General features: G+C 70.2%; 16 protein-coding genes. 10 read left to right on the forward strand and 6 right to left on the reverse strand.

Going from position 1 to position 16169, the window contains the following annotated elements:
* The first annotated feature begins 158 nt into the window (after nucleotides 1-158).
* Nucleotides 159-758, forward strand: a complete 600-nt coding sequence (locus ACH49X_RS05610) for a PH domain-containing protein (RefSeq protein WP_357206939.1) — start codon at nucleotides 159-161, stop codon at nucleotides 756-758.
* Nucleotides 759-1110: 352 nt separating this feature from the next.
* Nucleotides 1111-2952, forward strand: a complete 1842-nt coding sequence (gene ilvD, locus ACH49X_RS05615) for a dihydroxy-acid dehydratase (protein ID WP_357107825.1) — start codon at nucleotides 1111-1113, stop codon at nucleotides 2950-2952.
* A gap of 66 nt (nucleotides 2953-3018) precedes the next feature.
* On the opposite strand, the gene ACH49X_RS05620 is transcribed toward ilvD, so the two are convergent.
* Nucleotides 3019-3900 (reverse strand): DoxX family protein, encoded by an 882-nt coding sequence (locus ACH49X_RS05620; RefSeq protein ID WP_357206941.1) that lies wholly within the window; start codon nucleotides 3898-3900, stop codon nucleotides 3019-3021.
* Between the two features lie 117 nt (nucleotides 3901-4017).
* Between ACH49X_RS05620 and ACH49X_RS05625 the strand changes: the two genes are divergently transcribed.
* Nucleotides 4018-5124 (forward strand): sorbosone dehydrogenase family protein, encoded by a 1107-nt coding sequence (locus ACH49X_RS05625; RefSeq protein WP_195078631.1) that lies wholly within the window; start codon nucleotides 4018-4020, stop codon nucleotides 5122-5124.
* Between the two features lie 650 nt (nucleotides 5125-5774).
* On the opposite strand, the gene ACH49X_RS05630 is transcribed toward ACH49X_RS05625, so the two are convergent.
* A complete protein-coding gene (locus ACH49X_RS05630) occupies nucleotides 5775-6662 on the reverse strand; it encodes a LysR family transcriptional regulator (RefSeq protein WP_357206943.1) in 888 nt (295 codons plus the stop codon).
* A gap of 79 nt (nucleotides 6663-6741) precedes the next feature.
* On the opposite strand from ACH49X_RS05630, the gene ACH49X_RS05635 reads away from it, so the two are divergent.
* From ACH49X_RS05635 to ACH49X_RS05645, 3 genes are all read left to right on the forward strand, one after another.
* Nucleotides 6742-7683, forward strand: a complete 942-nt coding sequence (locus ACH49X_RS05635) for an EamA family transporter (protein ID WP_357112861.1) — start codon at nucleotides 6742-6744, stop codon at nucleotides 7681-7683.
* A complete protein-coding gene (locus tag ACH49X_RS05640; protein WP_357206945.1) occupies nucleotides 7680-8312 on the forward strand; it encodes an NAD(P)H-binding protein in 633 nt (210 codons plus the stop codon). Before ACH49X_RS05635 ends, ACH49X_RS05640 begins: the two co-directional genes overlap by 4 nt.
* Before the next feature lie 79 nt (nucleotides 8313-8391).
* Nucleotides 8392-9327, forward strand: a complete 936-nt coding sequence (locus ACH49X_RS05645) for a superoxide dismutase (RefSeq protein WP_357112867.1) — start codon at nucleotides 8392-8394, stop codon at nucleotides 9325-9327.
* On the opposite strand, the gene gatB is transcribed toward ACH49X_RS05645, so the two are convergent.
* From gatB to ACH49X_RS05665, 4 genes are all read right to left on the reverse strand, one after another.
* The gene (gatB, locus tag ACH49X_RS05650; protein ID WP_357206947.1) at nucleotides 9324-10829 is read right to left on the reverse strand and encodes an Asp-tRNA(Asn)/Glu-tRNA(Gln) amidotransferase subunit GatB; all 1506 of its coding nucleotides are present in this window, start codon (nucleotides 10827-10829) and stop codon (nucleotides 9324-9326) included. The genes ACH49X_RS05645 and gatB overlap by 4 nt on opposite strands.
* Nucleotides 10830-10883: 54 nt before the next feature.
* On the reverse strand, nucleotides 10884-12260 hold the full coding sequence (locus ACH49X_RS05655; protein ID WP_357206949.1) for an alpha/beta fold hydrolase: 1377 nt from the start codon (nucleotides 12258-12260) through the stop codon (nucleotides 10884-10886).
* A 69-nt stretch (nucleotides 12261-12329) separates the two neighbouring features.
* Nucleotides 12330-13364, reverse strand: coding sequence for an ATP-dependent 6-phosphofructokinase (locus tag ACH49X_RS05660; RefSeq protein ID WP_067797600.1), 1035 nt, complete (start codon nucleotides 13362-13364; stop codon nucleotides 12330-12332).
* Between the two features lie 82 nt (nucleotides 13365-13446).
* Nucleotides 13447-14334, reverse strand: a complete 888-nt coding sequence (locus tag ACH49X_RS05665; RefSeq protein WP_357206950.1) for a hypothetical protein — start codon at nucleotides 14332-14334, stop codon at nucleotides 13447-13449.
* Between the two features lie 124 nt (nucleotides 14335-14458).
* Here ACH49X_RS05665 and ACH49X_RS05670 point away from each other — a divergent pair, with 124 nt between their 5' ends.
* From ACH49X_RS05670 to ACH49X_RS05685, 4 genes are all read left to right on the forward strand, one after another.
* Entirely contained in the window at nucleotides 14459-14608 is a 150-nt protein-coding gene (locus ACH49X_RS05670) for a hypothetical protein (protein WP_195078624.1), read from the forward strand.
* Between the two features lie 336 nt (nucleotides 14609-14944).
* A complete protein-coding gene (locus ACH49X_RS05675; RefSeq protein WP_323124194.1) occupies nucleotides 14945-15112 on the forward strand; it encodes a hypothetical protein in 168 nt (55 codons plus the stop codon).
* Nucleotides 15109-15432 carry an SRPBCC domain-containing protein gene (locus ACH49X_RS05680; protein WP_357206952.1) on the forward strand — a complete coding sequence of 108 codons (324 nt, stop codon included), beginning with the start codon at nucleotides 15109-15111 and terminating at the stop codon, nucleotides 15430-15432. The genes ACH49X_RS05675 and ACH49X_RS05680 overlap by 4 nt, the downstream gene beginning before the upstream one ends.
* Nucleotides 15433-15663: 231 nt before the next feature.
* Entirely contained in the window at nucleotides 15664-16065 is a 402-nt protein-coding gene (locus ACH49X_RS05685; RefSeq protein ID WP_357296657.1) for an SRPBCC domain-containing protein, read from the forward strand.
* The last annotated feature ends 104 nt before the right edge of the window (nucleotides 16066-16169 follow it).

Below are 16169 nucleotides of genomic sequence, written 5' to 3' on the forward strand. Positions count from 1 at the left end.
GCTGGACGCGCCGGCCGATTACGAGCAACTCGTTTCGATTCACGCGCACGACGTTAAGCGGGTGTGAACCGAAGAGTCAAACAGATGACCCCGTGTGTCCCATTATGTGGGACAGTGCGGTTGCTTGTGTCCGTTCATCAGGATGCGAGGATGGTGGTGTGTCATCACCGCATCAGTCCGTGCCACCGTCTGAATCGTCCCACACGCCCGCGGCGACAACCGATACGGGTGGCGTCTCGCAGGCCCGTGTGATCCGCATCCCACGGCTGGCCTTCCTGGGCGTGTTCATCCTGCTGATGTGCGTGTTCTTCCCCTTCGTCGGCTGGCCCGCCGGACTGTGGTGGCTGCTGCTCATCCCCGTCGCGGTGCTGGCGTGGGTGCTGCGGACGCAGACCACCGTCTCGGACGCGGGGCTGGACCTGCGGACGCTGTTCGGCTCGCGCCACCTGGACTGGGCGCAGCTGAAGGGTGTGCGCATCCCGAAGCGTGGATACGTGCGGGCCGACCTCACCGATGGCACCGAGGTGAAATTGCCCGCGGTGAGCTACGACCGGCTGCGCGATCTGGCGGCGTTCTCCGGCGGACGGATTCCGGACCCGTTCGCCGCGCCCGGGGAAGCCGCGACCGAAGAGTCCCCCGCCGGACCCGCGGACGGGAGTGACCGACCCTCGAACGCCAAAGGCGACCCGGCGACCAACGGGTTGGCGAAGTCCGGCGAGAACGCCGACGAAGACACGCCACGCGACAGTGCGACCTAGCAGTCGGCAATCCGGCGGCCATCGGGGACGCAGGTACGGCGAGCTCCTCGGCCGCCCGGTCCGAGCGCCGGCGCGGAACATTCGCCATCGTTGGGAGGTTACGGTCGAGTGATGGGATGATTTCCCCGGAGCAGTGATCCTCCGTTCAGTCCCCACCCGACGTTCCGGTACCTCCGGCGTCACCGTCGTCGCCCGCGACACCACGCACCGGCGACACACCCGACCCGGCCGACCGCGATCGGACGCCACACCACCCGGCAGGTGGACACGCCCACCGGGAGTAACGTGGTGGACCGCCGAGCACGCTCCGCGCCCGTCGCACGTCAGCCCCCGCGACCCGAGGACCATCGAAATGCCACCGCTTCGTTCACGAACCACGACCATCGGCCGCAATGCCGCAGGCGCACGCGCACTCTGGCGCGCCACCGGCATGACCGACACCGACTTCGGCAAGCCGATCGTCGCCATCGCGAACTCCTACACGCAGTTCGTTCCCGGCCACGTGCACCTGAAGAACGTCGGCGACATCGTGGCCGACGCGGTGCGCGCCGCCGGTGGCGTGCCGCGCGAATTCCACACCATCGCCGTCGACGACGGCATCGCCATGGGCCACGGCGGCATGCTCTACTCGCTGCCCTCGCGCGAGATCATCGCCGACTCGGTGGAGTACATGGTGAACGCGCACACCGCCGACGCGCTGGTGTGTATCTCCAACTGCGACAAGATCACCCCGGGCATGCTCAATGCGGCCATGCGGCTGAACATTCCGACGGTGTTCGTCTCCGGCGGGCCGATGGAGGCGGGCAAGGCCGTGGTCGTCGGCGGGGTCGCCCAAGCGCCGACCGACCTGGTCACCGCGATCTCCGCGAGCGCGAATCAGGCGGTGTCCGACGAGGGTCTGTCCGAAGTCGAGCGTTCCGCGTGCCCGACCTGCGGTTCCTGCTCGGGCATGTTCACCGCCAATTCGATGAACTGCCTCACCGAGGCGCTGGGTCTCGCGCTGCCAGGCAACGGCTCCACCCTCGCGACGCACGCCGCGCGCCGGGCGCTGTTCGAGCGGGCTGGCACCGTGGTGGTGGATATCGCCAACCGCTGGTACCGAGCGGACGACGCGTCCGTGCTGCCGCGAAATGTGGCGACCCGCAATGCTTTCCGCAACGCGATGGCGCTGGATGTCGCGATGGGCGGCTCGACCAATACCGTGCTGCATATCCTGGCCGCCGCGCAGGAAGGAGAGATCGACTTCGATCTGCACACCATCGAGGAGATAAGCCGCCGGGTGCCCACCCTGTCGAAGGTGGCGCCGAACTCCGACTATCACATGGAGGACGTCCACCGCGCCGGCGGTATCCCCGCCCTCCTCGGCGAGCTGCGCCGGGCGGGGCTGCTGGAAACCGACGTCACCACGGTGCACAGCGCCAGCTTCGACGAGTGGCTCGACACCTGGGACATCCGCTCCGGCAAGGCGTCTCAGGAAGCCATCGAACTCTTCCACGCCGCCCCGGGCGGTGTGCGCACCACCGAGCCGTTCTCCACCGACAACCGCTGGTCGTCGCTGGACACCGACGCGGAGGGCGGCTGCATCCGCGACCTCGAGCACGCCTACACCAAGGAAGGCGGCCTGGTCGTGCTGCGCGGCAACATCGCGCCCGACGGCGCGGTGCTCAAGACCGCGGGCATCGATGAGGAGCTGTTCTCCTTCCAGGGCCCGGCCGTGGTGGTGGAGTCGCAGGAGGAGGCCGTGTCGGTCATCCTCGGCAAGAAGATCAAACCGGGCGACGTCATCGTGGTCCGTTACGAAGGGCCCGCGGGCGGCCCCGGCATGCAGGAGATGCTGCACCCCACCGCCTTCCTGAAGGGCTCGGGGCTCGGCAAGGAATGCGCGCTGATCACCGACGGCCGCTTCTCCGGGGGCACCTCGGGCCTGTCGATCGGGCACATCTCCCCCGAGGCGGCCAGCGGCGGTGTCATCGGCCTGGTCGAGAACGGCGACCAGATCCGGATCGACGTGACCAGCCGGACGCTCGAGGTGCTCGTCGACGACGCCGTGCTCGCCGAGCGCCGCGCGAAGATGGAGGCATCCGAACGGCCGTGGCAGCCGGTCAACCGGGATCGTCCGGTGACGACCGCGCTGCGGGCGTACGCGGCCATGGCGACCTCGGCCGACAAGGGCGCGGTCCGGCACGTGCCCTAGACGGTAGCGAACGACGAAGGCCCCTTCCTCCCGGCCGGGAGGAAGGGGCCTTCGGTTCGTCTGGGTTCAGTCGAAGGGGCCGATGCCCGTCAGCGGGTTACCGCCGTGCAGGTACCAGTACGCGCCGACCGCGGCTGCCACCGCCAGCAGCAGGATCACGAACGAGCCCGCCGCGGGACGGATGGCCCAGCCGCGGCCGCGGTCGAAGGACAGGCGACCGGGGCCGGTGAGGATGATCGCGGCCGAGACGCCCGCCAGGACGCTTTCGAATTCCACCGCTCCCGGCCCGGCCTTGTATTGGAAGCCGGGGGCCATGCCCTGCTTCCAGGCCCATGCGTCCAGGATGACCGCGAGCACCGCACCGGCCGCCAACGGCGTGAACAGACCGAGGATCAGCAGCGCGCCGCCGCCGACCTCGCCCGCGGTGACCAGGATGGCGGACACGCTCGGGTGGTCCCAGCCGCCGCGCTCCATCATGTCGCGGGTGCCGTCCAGGCCGGGGCCGTGGAACCAGCCGGTCAGCTTCTGCAGGCCGTGGTAGAGGAAGGTGGCGCCGACCACCAAGCGCAGCAGCAGCAGACCGAGATCAAGCGTGCCGCGGCGGAGCTCGCCATTGCGGCGGCGCAGGCGCGCGGTCTCGCTCGGCGGGGTCGGGGCGGGCGGGATGCTGGCGTAGTCGTAGGTGGGCGCCGCCGTCGCACCCGCAGGGGGCTTGCTGGCGCCGGTGGCCGGAACGTCCGGATCGAGCCCCAGTTCTTCCTCGGTGCGCGGGACGTCCTTCGACAGTTGCGGCCGCTGGGCCGGATCGACCCGCTCGAACTGCTCGGTCGGCGAGTCGTACGGGCTGGTCACTCCCCGGCCGGTGGACGACACCGCCACCTGCTCGGCCGTGGTGGGAGTAGCGTCCCCGGCCTTGGCTTCGGGCGTGTCTTTCGGCTTGTCGGTCACGGCCAATACCCTATGCCGCACCGCACCGGCGCGGGCAAGTACGGCGCGGCGTGTCAGTGCGCGCGACACCCCCACCCGGAAGGGCGCAGGCGACGGAATTTCCGTAACGTCTGGTCTATGAGTTTGGTTGTCGTGGGCCGCGTCGCGGCGAGCCTGGCGCTCGGCTCCGTCCTGCTGGCCGGATGCGCCCGGTTCGACGATTCGGCGTCCAGTCCGTTCACCCCGGAACCGACCCTGCACGGAGCCAACATCGACCCGAAGAAACCCAGCCAGCCGCCCACCTCGACCACCAGACCGAGCGGCCCGTGCATCGATCCCGACCCGGCGGTGGTGGCCACCTGCCTGGACACCACCGGCGGCCTGGTGACGCTCCCCGACGGGGCGCTGGTCGCCGAGCGCAGAACCGGACGCATCCTGAAGGTCGTGCCCGACCAGCCGCCGTTCGAGATCGCCAGGCTGGAGGTGGACGGCTCCGGCGACGGCGGCCTCAGCGACATCGCGCTGTCGCCCACCTACAACGAAGACGGCCTGATGTACGCGTACATCACCACCGGCAGCGACAACCGGGTGGTCCGCATCGCCCAGGGCGGCTCGCCGAAGGACGTGCTCACCGGAATTCCCAAGGGCGCCAGCGGAAACCACGGCGCGATCGAATTCGCCTCGCCCGACCAGATGCTCGTGCTGACCGGCGACGCGGGCAACCCAGGCGCGGCCGCATCGGCGGGCTCGCTGGCCGGCAAACTGCTGCGCGTGAACTCGCCGGTGCCCGGCCGCACGCCCGCGCCGGAGATCGCCGTCTCCGGCATCGGGACCGCCGGGGACGTGTGCCGGGACGGCAAGGACAGCATCTGGATCACCGACCGCACCGCCGCGGAGGACCGGCTGCAGCGGCTCGGCGGCGACGGCGCGCTCACCACCGCGTGGACCTGGCCGGACCGGCCCGGCGTCGCCGGGTGCGCCGCCGCCACGGACGGTGTCGCGATCTCCCTGACCCGTGCGAAGGCCCTCGCCATCGCCGCCGCCGACCCGGCCACCCACGCGGTCACCGCGGCGCCGACGCTCACGGCGCAGGACAAGTACGGGCAACTCGGCGGCGCGGCGGTCGGCGCGGACGGCACCATCTGGGTGACCACGGTGAACAAGACCGACGGCCAGCCCGGACCGTTCGACGACCGGGTGGTCCGCATCCCGCCGCCACAGGCCGGAGGCGGCGGCCCGGACTGAATCATTTGGCCGCGACTTCGTCGCGGCGTGTTCGCGGCCCCCTTATGGCTCGCGCCCGAGCGACCGCCGCTAGCGACTGCGTCGCGGACGCGGCGGCCACTCGGACGCGAGCCGGGCCGCGAACGGCGGATGCTCGGTCTCGCTTCGCTCGAAACCTGTGGTCGAGGTGCGCTGGGCGCGTCTGACGGTGAGTGCGCGACCTGAGGGTTCGGCTTTACAGCGTGGGCGGCTGCGGGCTTTTGCGCGCACACCACAGCCGCTCGAATCCCGGCCGATCCGGACTTGCTCGAGGCAGGCGACCTGCGATGCGGTGTTCGGCAGCGGTTGCGGACAGCCCCTCCCCAGTGGAAGCCGCGGTGGTGCTGGTCATGGCTCCTGCGCGGTGTCAGGCGTTCGAGCAGGAGCAACGGCTTGCGGGCCGTTCTCGGGCATCGCGCGGACTGACCAAACCGCGACGCACGGCCTGGTTTCGCGCGCGACGGGCCGACGAGTTTGCTGGAGTAGTCGCCGCTTGCCGTTTCGAAACGGCAGGCGCCGGGTCAGGCCCTCGGCGGTACATGGCCAGGCCGGTCAGCGGGGCGGTGGGCTCGCCAGAAGAGGTTCGCCAGCGCGCACCGCGACGCGGTTGTCGACTCGACAGCGGGTTGCTTTCAGGAGTTGTCCGCGTTCTGCGCCGGGACGCCGATCACGCCGAGGAAAGCGGTGGCCGCGGGGGTGCGGCTGCGGCTCCAGATGACGTATTCGACGCGGGCCGGGGCGTCGGTGACCTCGACGGTGATCACGCCCTCCAGGTGCGGCACGTAGGCGGAGGGGAGCATGGCGACGGCGAGGCCGGGGCGGACCAGTCGGGCGATGTAGTCCGCGCTGGTCACTTCGAAGGCGACGTCGCGGTCCAGACCTGCCGCCGCGAAGGCTTGATCGGACTGGAGACGTCCTGCTGTCCCGGCCGGGAGATCCACGAATACCTCGGAAGACAGCGTGCGCAGGTCGGTCGAGCGCTCCCCGGCGAGCGGATGGTCCGGCGCGACGACGGCGACCAGCCGGTCACGGGCGAGTGCGTGCGCGACCACGCCCCGGGGGCGCGCCGTGGTCGGCAAGCCGAGGAAGGCGACGTCGATCGCTCCTTGCTCGACCTGCTCCACCAGCTCCTCGCTCGCGCCCACCCGCAGGCTGACGCGCACCTGCGGGTGACGGCGGCGGAACTCGCGCAGCGCCTCAGGGACGTCGACCGCGGCGACGGTGGGGATCAGGCCGACGGCGAGCCGCCCGCGTACCTCTCCGACCGCGGCGGCCACTTCGGCGACGGCGCGCTCGGCGGCGTCCAGGCACTGGCGAGCGGCCGGGAGGAACGCCGCACCCGCCGGTGTGAGGCGCACGCGGCGGCTGGTGCGCTCGAACAGCCGCGCGCCCAATTCCCGCTCGAGCCGGGCGATCTGGTGGCTGAGAGCGGACTGCACGACCAGGCATCGTTCGGCGGCCCGGGTGAAGCTGTTCGTCTCGGCCACCGCGACGACGTAGCGCATCTGCTGGAGCTCCATGGATCAATCGTGTATCACGATTGATCCAGTGACAAACATGTGTTGGACTCATTGATCGGCGCCGCGCGAGACTGCGAAGGTGAGAAATCCAGCAACACAGGCGGTTTCCGGCGGAGCCGCGCCACCGGGAACGCTGCCGCGCACCGTTCTGACGGCGCTCGCTCCCGCCGCATGGGGCACCACCTACGTCGTCACCACCGAACTGCTCCCACCGGGACACCCCCTGTTCGCCGGGCTGCTGCGTGCATTGCCGGCAGGGTTGATCGCGTTGGCGATCACGCGGACACTGCCGCGCGGAGCCTGGTGGGGCAAAGCCGCGGTGCTGGGCGTGCTGAATATCGGGCTGCTCTTCCCGCTGCTGTTCCTGGCCGCCGAACGCCTACCCGGCGGGGTGGCCGCGACCTTGGCGGCGGCCCAGCCGCTCGTCGTGGCGATCCTGGCCGTGGTGGTCCTGGGCGAGAAGCCCTCCGCTTGGCGCCTCGTCTGGGGAACGATAGGCCTTGTCGGCGTCGGGTTCATGGTGATCGGCCCGGAGGCCGCCTTCGACCTCGCCGGGGTCCTGGCGGGCCTTGCCGCCGCGGGCTCCATGGCGCTCGGCGTGACTTTGACGAAGAAGTGGGGACGGCCCGCCGAGGCGGGTCCCACCGCGTTCGCGGGCTGGCAACTCACTGCGGGTGGGCTGTTCCTACTGCCGATCACGTTCCTCGTGGAGGGTCCGCCTCCCGCGATCGACCCGCCCGCCGTCCTCGGCTACCTCTGGCTGGGTCTGGCCGGCGGCCTGCTCGCGTATGTCGTCTGGTTCCGTGGCATCGGTTCTTTGCCCGTCACCTCGGTCGCGGTTCTCGTCCTGCTCTCGCCGCTGGTCGCGGCGGTGCTCGGCGCCGTCCTGCTCGGCCAGACGCTCGGCCCGGTCCAACTCCTCGGGTTCGGGCTCGCGCTCGCCGCGATCGTCGCGGGACAGCTTCCCGCCCCCACCCGCACGTCCACTCGCGTTCCCGCACCCGAAGAGGTACTGAAATGAAGATCACCGTCGTCGGAGCCGCAGGCATGGTCGGCTCGCGCGTCATCGACGAGGCCGCGCGCCGCGGCCACGAAATCGTCGCCGTTTTCCGGAAAGCGCGGCGGACGGTCCTACCGCCCACGGTGACCGCCGTCGAGGGGGACGCGACCGACCGCGTCCGAATGCGCGAACTGTTCGACGGCGCCGACGCGATCGTGGCGGCGACCCGTCCGGCCGCCGGGCAGGAACACACCGTCACGGCGACCACGGCCGCCCTGCTCGACGCGGCCGCCACCACTGGGACGCGCATCCTCGTGGTCGGAGGCGCCGCCCCGCTCCGGGTTCCGGGAGACCCCGAGCGGCTCGTGCTCGACAGTCCGGAATACGTACCGGCACACATTCGCACCATCGCCGCCGCGAGTGTCGCCCAATGGGAAACCTGCCGTGCGCATCCGGCCGACTGGGTATATCTCAGCCCGCCCGCGCTGCTCGAACCCGGACAGCGGACCGGCAACTATCGGCGCGGCACCACCACGCTGATCACCAGCGCCGATGCCACGTCGCGGATCTCGGCGGAAGACCTTGCCGTGGCCGTCCTGGACGAGCTCGAGAGTCCAGGCGAGAACGAACATTTCACCGTCGGCTACTGAGTCCGGACCCGGGCACTCGGCACCGCACGAGCGCGGCGACAGGGTAGGACGGGCGACCACTGACAAGAGGAACGATGAGATGAAGCGCGTCCTGGTGATCGCGGCCGTCCTCGCCTGCTTCGGGGCGGCCGCGCTGGTTTCCGAGGACCGGACGGCCGACCGTCCGGTCCTCGCCGCCGAGTTCGACCTACCCGCCGGATTCCAGCCGGAGGGCATCGCCATCGGGTCGCGACCGGTCGCATATCTCGGGTCGCGGGCCGATGGCTCCATCTACCGCGCCGACCTGGTGACCGGACGAGGCGACATGCTGAGCCCCGGGCGGGGGACACCGGCGCTCGGGCTCCAACTCGACCACCGCGGTCGGCTGTTCGTCGCCGGTGGCACGGGAGGCGACGCCCGCGTCGTGGACACCGGCACAGGCGCGGTGCTGGCGAGCTACCCGCTCGGCACGCCGCCGGACACGTTCGTCAACGACGTGGTGCTCACACCCACGGGCGCGTGGCTCACCGACTCGCGGACGCCCGTGCTCTACCACCTGCCCATCAGCGATGGGGATGCCTTGCCCCCGCCCGGCGCGGTGGTGCGGCGTCCGCTGACGGGCGACATCCGCTACGAGCCGGGAGCGATCAACGCCAACGGGATCGTGCGCACGCCCGATGGCGCCGGACTGATCATCATGCAGTCGGTGACCGGCCGGTTGTTCCGCGTCGATCCGGCGACCGGCGCGACACGGCAGATCGACCTCGGCGCGGAGACACTGCCCAACGGTGATGGGCTGCTGCTACGCGGCAACACACTTCTGGTCGTGCAGAACCGGTCCAACGCGATCGCCGTGGTCACGCTCGACCACGCGGGAACCACGGGATCCGTCATACGACGCGTCACCGACCCGCGCTTCGACGTGCCGACGACCGTCGCCGCGTACGGGGATCGGCTGTACCTCCCGAACGCGCGCTACACCACGCCGCCGACTCCGGCCACGCCCTACAGCGCCGTCGCGGTCGACCGCCCCTAGCCGCAGGCGGCGAGGACGAGTTCGCGGACGCGTGCCGCGTCGGCCTGGCCGCGGGTCGCCTTCATGACGTCGCCGACGATCTTGCCCGCGGCCTGGACCTTGCCGGAGCGGATCTTGTCGGCGATGTCGGGGTTGGCGGCCAGCGCCTTCTCCACCTCCGCTTGCAGGGCGCCCTCGTCGCTGACCATGCCGAGGCCCTTGGCCTCGACGATCTGCGCCGGGTCGCCCTCGCCGGCCAGCACGTGGTCGACGACCTGCTTGGCCACCTTGTTGTTGATCGTCTTCGCGTCGACCAGCTTGATCACCTCGGCGACCTGCGCCGGGCTGATCGGCAGCTCCTCCAGCGTGACCTCGCGCTCCTTGGCCTTCTCGGTGAGGTAGGCGACCCACCAGGAGCGCGCCTCGTTGGCCGGGGCGCCCGCGTCGACGGTGGCGATGATCAAATCCAGCGCACCCGCGTTGACCAGGTCGCGCATCACCTCGTCGGACAGGCCCCAGTCGGACTGGATGCGCGCGCGGCGCAGCCAGGGGTACTCGGGGATGGTGCCGCGCAGCTGCTCGACCCACTCCGCGTCGGGCGCGACGGGCTCGAGGTCCGGTTCCGGGAAGTAGCGGTAGTCCTCGGCGGTCTCCTTGCGGCGGCCGGGTGACGTGGTGCCGTCGGCCTCGTGGAAGTGCCTGGTCTCCTGCACCACCGTGCCGCCGCCTGCGAGCACCGCGGCCTGCCTGCGCATCTCGTAGCGCACCGCGACCTCGACGCTGCGCAGCGAGTTGACGTTCTTGGTCTCCGTGCGGGTGCCGAATTCCGTTGCGCCGACCGGCATCAGCGAGACGTTCGCGTCGCAGCGCAGCGAGCCCTGCTCCATCTTCACGTCGGACACGCCGAGCGACTTCAGCAGATCCCGCAGCGCCGTCACGTAAGCCCGTGCCACTTCGGGGGCGCGTTCGCCCGCGCCGGTGATCGGCTTGGTGACGATCTCGATCAGCGGCACGCCCGCCCGGTTGTAGTCGAGCAGGGAGTGGCTCGCGCCGTGGATACGGCCGGTCGCGCCGCCGATGTGCACCGACTTGCCGGTGTCCTCCTCCATGTGCGCGCGCTCGATATCGACGCGGAAGACGCTGCCGTCGTCGAGCACCACGTCCAGGTGCCCGTTCGTGGCTATCGGCTCGTCGTATTGGCTGATCTGGTAGTTCTTCGGCTGATCGGGGTAGAAGTAGTTCTTGCGCGCGAACCGGCCCCACGGCGTGATCGAGCAGTTCAGCGCCAGGCCGATCCGGATGGCCGACTCCACGGCCTTCTGGTTGACCACCGGGAGCGAACCGGGCAGACCGAGGCACACCGGGCACACCTGGGTGTTCGGCTCCGCGCCGAACTCGGTCGGGCAACCGCAGAACATCTTCGTCGCGGTGTTCAGCTCGACGTGGACCTCCATGCCGAGCACCGGCTCGAACCGGGCGATGACATCCGAGTAATCCATCAGGTCGACCGTGGGTGCGCTCATGGCCATCAGTTTAGGTAAACGCTCCCGTCGCAGCGCAGCGGCTCTCGCGTGCCGCTACTTCACCGGGACCCGCTGCCGCAGCCAGCCGGTGACGTAGTCGAGCACCTCGGGAGAGATGGTGGTCTCGATGGCGCCGTACTCGCCGGGGCGGCCGGTCTCGGTGGGCTGCATCAGGTGATTGAGGCCAGGGAAGACGTGCACGGTCGCGTCGGGGTCGGCGGCGAGGTGCTCGCGCATCGGCTGCTCGCTCTGCGCCGGGGGCACCTGGAGATCCTTGCCGCCGAAGAAGGCGAGCACCGGAACGCGCAGCGCGGACAGGGCGGGCGCCGGGTCGTAGGCGACCAGGGCGGCGAAATACGGCGTGATCTGCGCGGCGGCCTGCTCGTCCGGCACACGCTGGTCGGCGGGCAGGGCCTGGTTCTGCCGGACGGCCAGTTGTCGCGCGCCGTGGAGGTCACCCGCCTTCAGCAGGGCGGCCAGTTCGGCGGTGTCGCGGACGCGGGTCTCCACCTGGTCGGCGGGTGTGCCGTTCGCGGTGGCGAGCAAGCGGGTCTGTTCGACGAGCACATCCGCGCCGGGGGCGCCGGGTCCGGCCATGAGGATGGCGAACGCGACGCCGCTGTCGGGGCGCGCGGCGACCAGCGGCGCGAGGTAGCCGCCCTCGCTGTGGCCGAACAGCCCGACCCGCGCCGGGTCGATGTCGGAGCGGGCGCGCAGGAACCGAACGCCCGCGGCGGCGTCATCGGCCAGATCGATGTAGTTCGCGTCGTCCAGCTTGCCGCCGGTGCCGCCCACGCCGCGGTCGTCGGTGCGCAGCACGGCATAGCCCGCGCGAGTGAAGGTGTCGGCCAGCAGCAGGAACGGCTTGTGGCCCATGAGTTCCTCGTCGCGGTTCTGCGCGCCGCTTCCGGTGATCATGAGGATGGCCGGGAACGGGCCCGTGCCCTGCGGTTCGGTCAACGTGCCCGCGATGGTGATGCCGCCGCTGCTGTAGGTGACGTTCTCGGTCTTGTACGGGAACGGCGGCTTCGGTTCCTGCGGATGGGCGGGCGCCACGACCTCGCCCCGGCTCAGCGCCAAGGGGAATTTCTGGCCGGACTGGGTGAAATCACCGGTGATCCGGTCGGTTCCCGACTCGTACTTGCCATGGAACACCGGCTCGCCCGGGATGTCGGGGATCGCGAAGGACACGCCGTCGCGGTCGGAGCTGACGTCCTTCAAACGCACGCCGCTCATGCCCTGCGAAGGGATGTCGATCGTGGCGGTGCCGTCGTCGTGGAAGCTCACGCCGACCTGCACCGGCTGTCCGGGAACCTCGATCGCTCCGTGCCAGTCACCGGTGGTGGGCTCGGGCGGATTCGACTCCGAACACCCGGCCACCAGTGCCGCGATCACCAACAGTGCCGACGCGATCAGTCGCCCGCTGCGCATGCGACTCACAGTACCGACGACGCGGGGCCGGTCGCGCCTATTCGCCGCGCGCGTACCGCACCGCCGCGCCTAGCCGAAGAACGCCTCCGCCTCGCGGTAGCGCTCCGTCGGCACCCGCTTGAGCTGCTTGGTGGCCTCCGAGAGCGGGACCAGGTCGATGGTGGTGCCGTGCAACGCGACCATCTGGCCGAACTTGCCCGCGTGCACCGCCTCGGCGGCGTGCAGGCCGAAGCGGGTGGCCAGCACCCGGTCGTAGGGCGTCGGGCTGCCGCCGCGCTGCACGTGACCGAGCACGGTGGTGCGGACCTCCTTGCCGATGCGCCGCTCGATCTCCACGCCGAGCTGCTGGGCGACGCCGGTGAAACGCTCGTGGCCGAACTCGTCGATACCGCCCTCGCGCAAGGTGAATCCGGAGTCCGGCGCCGGATGCGACCCCTCGGCGACCACGCAGATGAAGTGCTTGTCGCCGCGCTGGAAACGCCGCTTGATCATCGCGCACACCTCGTCCACCTCGAACGGGACCTCGGGCACCAGCGTCAGGTGCGCGCCCGCCGCCATGCCCGCGCTGATCGCGATCCAGCCCGCGTGGCGGCCCATCACCTCGATGAGCATGACGCGCTGGTGCGACTCGGCGGTGGTGTGCAGCCGGTCGATCGCCTCGGTGGCGATGCTCAGGGCGGTGTCGTGGCCGAAGGTGACGTCGGTGCAATCGATGTCGTTGTCGATGGTCTTCGGCACGCCGACCACCGGAACGCCTTCGTCGGACAACCAGCTCGCGGCGGTGAGCGTGCCCTCGCCGCCGATCGGGATCAGCGCCTCGATGCCGTTGTCGTCCAGGGTCTGCTTGATCCGGCCGAGCCCGGCGCGCAGCACGTCGGGGTTGGTGCGGGCGGTGCCGAGAATGGTGCCGCCCTTGGTGAGGATCCTGTCGGTGCGGTCGTCGTTGCGGATCTGGATCTTCCGGTCCTCCAATAGGCCCCGCCAACCGTCCTCGAAGCCGACGATCGCGTCTCCATAGCGGCCGTTCGCGGTGCGAACGACGGCGCGGATGACCGCGTTCAGTCCTGGGCAGTCTCCGCCTCCGGTCAGAACTCCGATGCGCATGGCCGCTATCTTGCCCCTCATGTCCGATCTCGGCAGCCCCGCCCCCGTGAACGGCGCGTAACACTGACCTGGACAGATGACCTCACGAGGCCGCGCATTGACCCCCGGCCAGCTCGTCGAGATGCTGGGAGACGACCGTGGCGAGTTTGTCCAGGACGTTCATGCCGTCGCTGAACGATCCCGACTCCGGCTGCACCGCGATCGCGATCGCGATCTGCCCCGAAGGCACGTTCACGACCCCGAACTGCCGCACCAGGTAGTTGCCCGAGACGTCCGGCCCCCATCCGCCTTTGAACTCGGCGCCGCTGAACTCGCCGAGACCCCACCGCTGGCTGGCGATCACCTGTTCCATCAGCGAGGTGACGCGCTCGGCTTGGGGCAGGCATGGCAAACGCGAGGCGAACCGCACCTGATCGGTCAGCGACCACTCCGCCTGACCGAAGGCCGAGTGCTCGGAGCGCGTGCGGGTGGCAGGCACGACGGTCTTGTTGTCGCCGCCTTCGCGCAGCACCGCCTGCACGGCCTGCGCCGCCTCCTGCGGTGTGCCCAGCGACTGCCACAGCGCGTCGGCGGCGGCGTTGTCGGATTGGGTGATCGCCGCCGAAGCGGCGTAGTTCGAGCTGCTCGGACTGCGGCGCAGCGCGGCGATGGTCAGCGGCACCTTCATCGTCGACCAGGCCGGACCGCTCGTCCATTCCCCGAAGGTGACCGCCTGCTCGCCGCCGACCGGCATGACGGCCATGCCCAGTTTGCCGCGCACGCTCGCGGCGAGTTCGGCATAACTCGCGGCCAGAGTGCCCGGCACGATGAGGGACAGGCCCTTCTGGTCCGTGCGGGCCGCGGCCTCGGTGATGGTGGGCTCGCTCGACGAATCCTCGGCGCGGTCGGTTCCACATCCGGCTACCAGAGCCGCGGCCAGCGCCGCGCAACCCAGGACGTTTCGGACTCTGCGGAATCGATCAGTAGACATTTTCGACACATTCTTCTCGCGAAATCCGCCGGCCCACCCACCGGCGACCGCGACGGCAGGGGCGCGGCCTCGGGTCGGCTGACTCTTGTCTCCCCGCCAGGTGACGACGGCGCGGTCAACAAGCATGGACACCTCCACCTACCCGCCCGATGTCGCCGAGCGGCCGGGTTCGGAACCGGCGTTCGGCGCCGGCCTCACCCGAGAACTGCTTCTCGTTATCCCGGAGAACGTACTAGATGAATTGATCAAGCCCCAGTTCACCGAAAACCACTGACGGCCACGGCCACTGCCGAACGGATGGGCGCACGTCGCTCGCGCTCAATAGCATTCGAGTATCACCGCAGTATTTTCGGGTTCGAGCCGGCCTTCCGGCGACATCGCCGTTGTCGGTGCACGCGTTTGGCGGGCTTCACAGCCCGGGACATGCGGTCGACCGGATACACATCGCGACGCGCGGCGCAAGCCCCATCGAGGTCGAGGCCGGGGACGCCTGCCACCGCGCGGGTTCGGCGGCCACGACGGGATCGCGATCCGGCGCAACCTTCACGCAACTGACACCGCAATTCTTCAGCGACCCGAGCGGCGCATCGGGGGCCTGCGCGGCGCGGGCTTGGTCGACGTCCGTCACGACGCGCAGCGCCGCTGGTACCGGCTGCGCCCGGAACCGCTGGCCGAGATCGAGGCACGGCTCGCGCCGTACCGGCGGATGTGGGAAACCAGCCTCGATGCCCTGGAACGTCATCTCGACGCCATGCCCGACGAGGAAGGACAACCATGAGCCCGTGCCGAGCACGACTGCACACCATCGACGGCGCACCCACCCTGCGGTTTCAACGCAGGCTGGCCCATCCCCCGGAGAAAGTGTGGCGCGCGATCAGCGATCCGGACCGGATGCCGGCCTGGTTCCCCGCCGCTGTCACCACCGAACCGCGGCCCGGTGCCGCGATGCGCTTCACCTTCGCCGACGCACCGGAAACAGCCGACAGCACCTCCCACGGCGAGGTGCTCGAATTCGACCCGCCCACGGTCTACATGTTCCGCTGGAACAGGACGTGCTGCGCTTCGAGTTGGTGGCCGACGGGGACGGGACACTGCTGATCTTCACCCACCACCTCGGTGGCGGACCGCGCGCACGGCTCGGCGCCGCGCGGTCGGCGGTCGGCTGGGACCGCTGTTTGGCGGCTCTCACGGCGACACTCGACGGAGACGACGCCCGGCCGGATAACCTGGCTCGCCGATATCGAGTGCTACACAGCGGAATTCAAGCTCGACACAGGCACGTGCGACAAGGTCGCCGACGGCTACATTCTGCGGTTCGAGCGCGACCTGGTGTGGCAGCCGCCGGACCGGCTGTGGTCGCTGCTCACCGAGGAGCAGGCTCCCACCGTCGGCGGCCCCGCCCCCGTCCGGTCGGCAAACGCGCACGTCGATGCGGCCGAGCTCGTCGGCGTCGAGCCGCCCCGACGGCTGGAGTACCGGTGGCGGCACGACGGCGCGGTGGAGGGCACCGTGCGCTGGTCCTTCGAAGCCGATCCCGACCTCGGCGTGCGGGTGGAGCTCACCCAAACCCTGCCCGACAGGCTCGCTCGACTCCGGCCCGAACTGCTGGCCGCCTGGCACGTCCAGCTGGAATTGTTCTTCGCCGCCACCCGGGGCGACATCCGGTGCCCGTGGCCCGCCGATCGCGTCGCCGCGCTCACCGAACGGTACGCGGCGGATCTCGGCGAATGAGCGCGCGGCCCAAACCACCCCACCGCGGCGTCGGAACTGCTTACGATCCCGTAGCTACATCGGAAACATGCACCTCACCGGCGCGTAGCCGACCCGCGCACCCG

This window comes from Nocardia sp. NPDC019323 (assembly GCF_044389845.1).
In the GTDB taxonomy this organism is placed as follows: domain Bacteria; phylum Actinomycetota; class Actinomycetes; order Mycobacteriales; family Mycobacteriaceae; genus Nocardia; species Nocardia implantans.

What these genes read in the sequence shown, in the direction of transcription:
- ACH49X_RS05630 (WP_357206943.1), bottom strand. Translation starts at nt 6,662, where the DNA reads ATGGAGCTCCAGCAGATGCGCTACGTCGTCGCGGTGGCCGAGACGAAC.
- ACH49X_RS05660 (WP_067797600.1), bottom strand. Translation starts at nt 13,364, where the DNA reads ATGCGCATCGGAGTTCTGACCGGAGGCGGAGACTGCCCAGGACTGAAC.
- ACH49X_RS05625 (WP_195078631.1), top strand. Translation starts at nt 4,018, where the DNA reads ATGAGTTTGGTTGTCGTGGGCCGCGTCGCGGCGAGCCTGGCGCTCGGC.
- ACH49X_RS05670 (WP_195078624.1), top strand. Translation starts at nt 14,459, where the DNA reads ATGGACACCTCCACCTACCCGCCCGATGTCGCCGAGCGGCCGGGTTCG.
- ACH49X_RS05645 (WP_357112867.1), top strand. Translation starts at nt 8,392, where the DNA reads ATGAAGCGCGTCCTGGTGATCGCGGCCGTCCTCGCCTGCTTCGGGGCG.
- gatB (WP_357206947.1), bottom strand. Translation starts at nt 10,829, where the DNA reads ATGAGCGCACCCACGGTCGACCTGATGGATTACTCGGATGTCATCGCC.
- ilvD (WP_357107825.1), top strand. Translation starts at nt 1,111, where the DNA reads ATGCCACCGCTTCGTTCACGAACCACGACCATCGGCCGCAATGCCGCA.
- ACH49X_RS05665 (WP_357206950.1), bottom strand. Translation starts at nt 14,334, where the DNA reads ATGTCTACTGATCGATTCCGCAGAGTCCGAAACGTCCTGGGTTGCGCG.
- ACH49X_RS05640 (WP_357206945.1), top strand. Translation starts at nt 7,680, where the DNA reads ATGAAGATCACCGTCGTCGGAGCCGCAGGCATGGTCGGCTCGCGCGTC.
- ACH49X_RS05680 (WP_357206952.1), top strand. Translation starts at nt 15,109, where the DNA reads ATGAGCCCGTGCCGAGCACGACTGCACACCATCGACGGCGCACCCACC.
- ACH49X_RS05655 (WP_357206949.1), bottom strand. Translation starts at nt 12,260, where the DNA reads ATGCGCAGCGGGCGACTGATCGCGTCGGCACTGTTGGTGATCGCGGCA.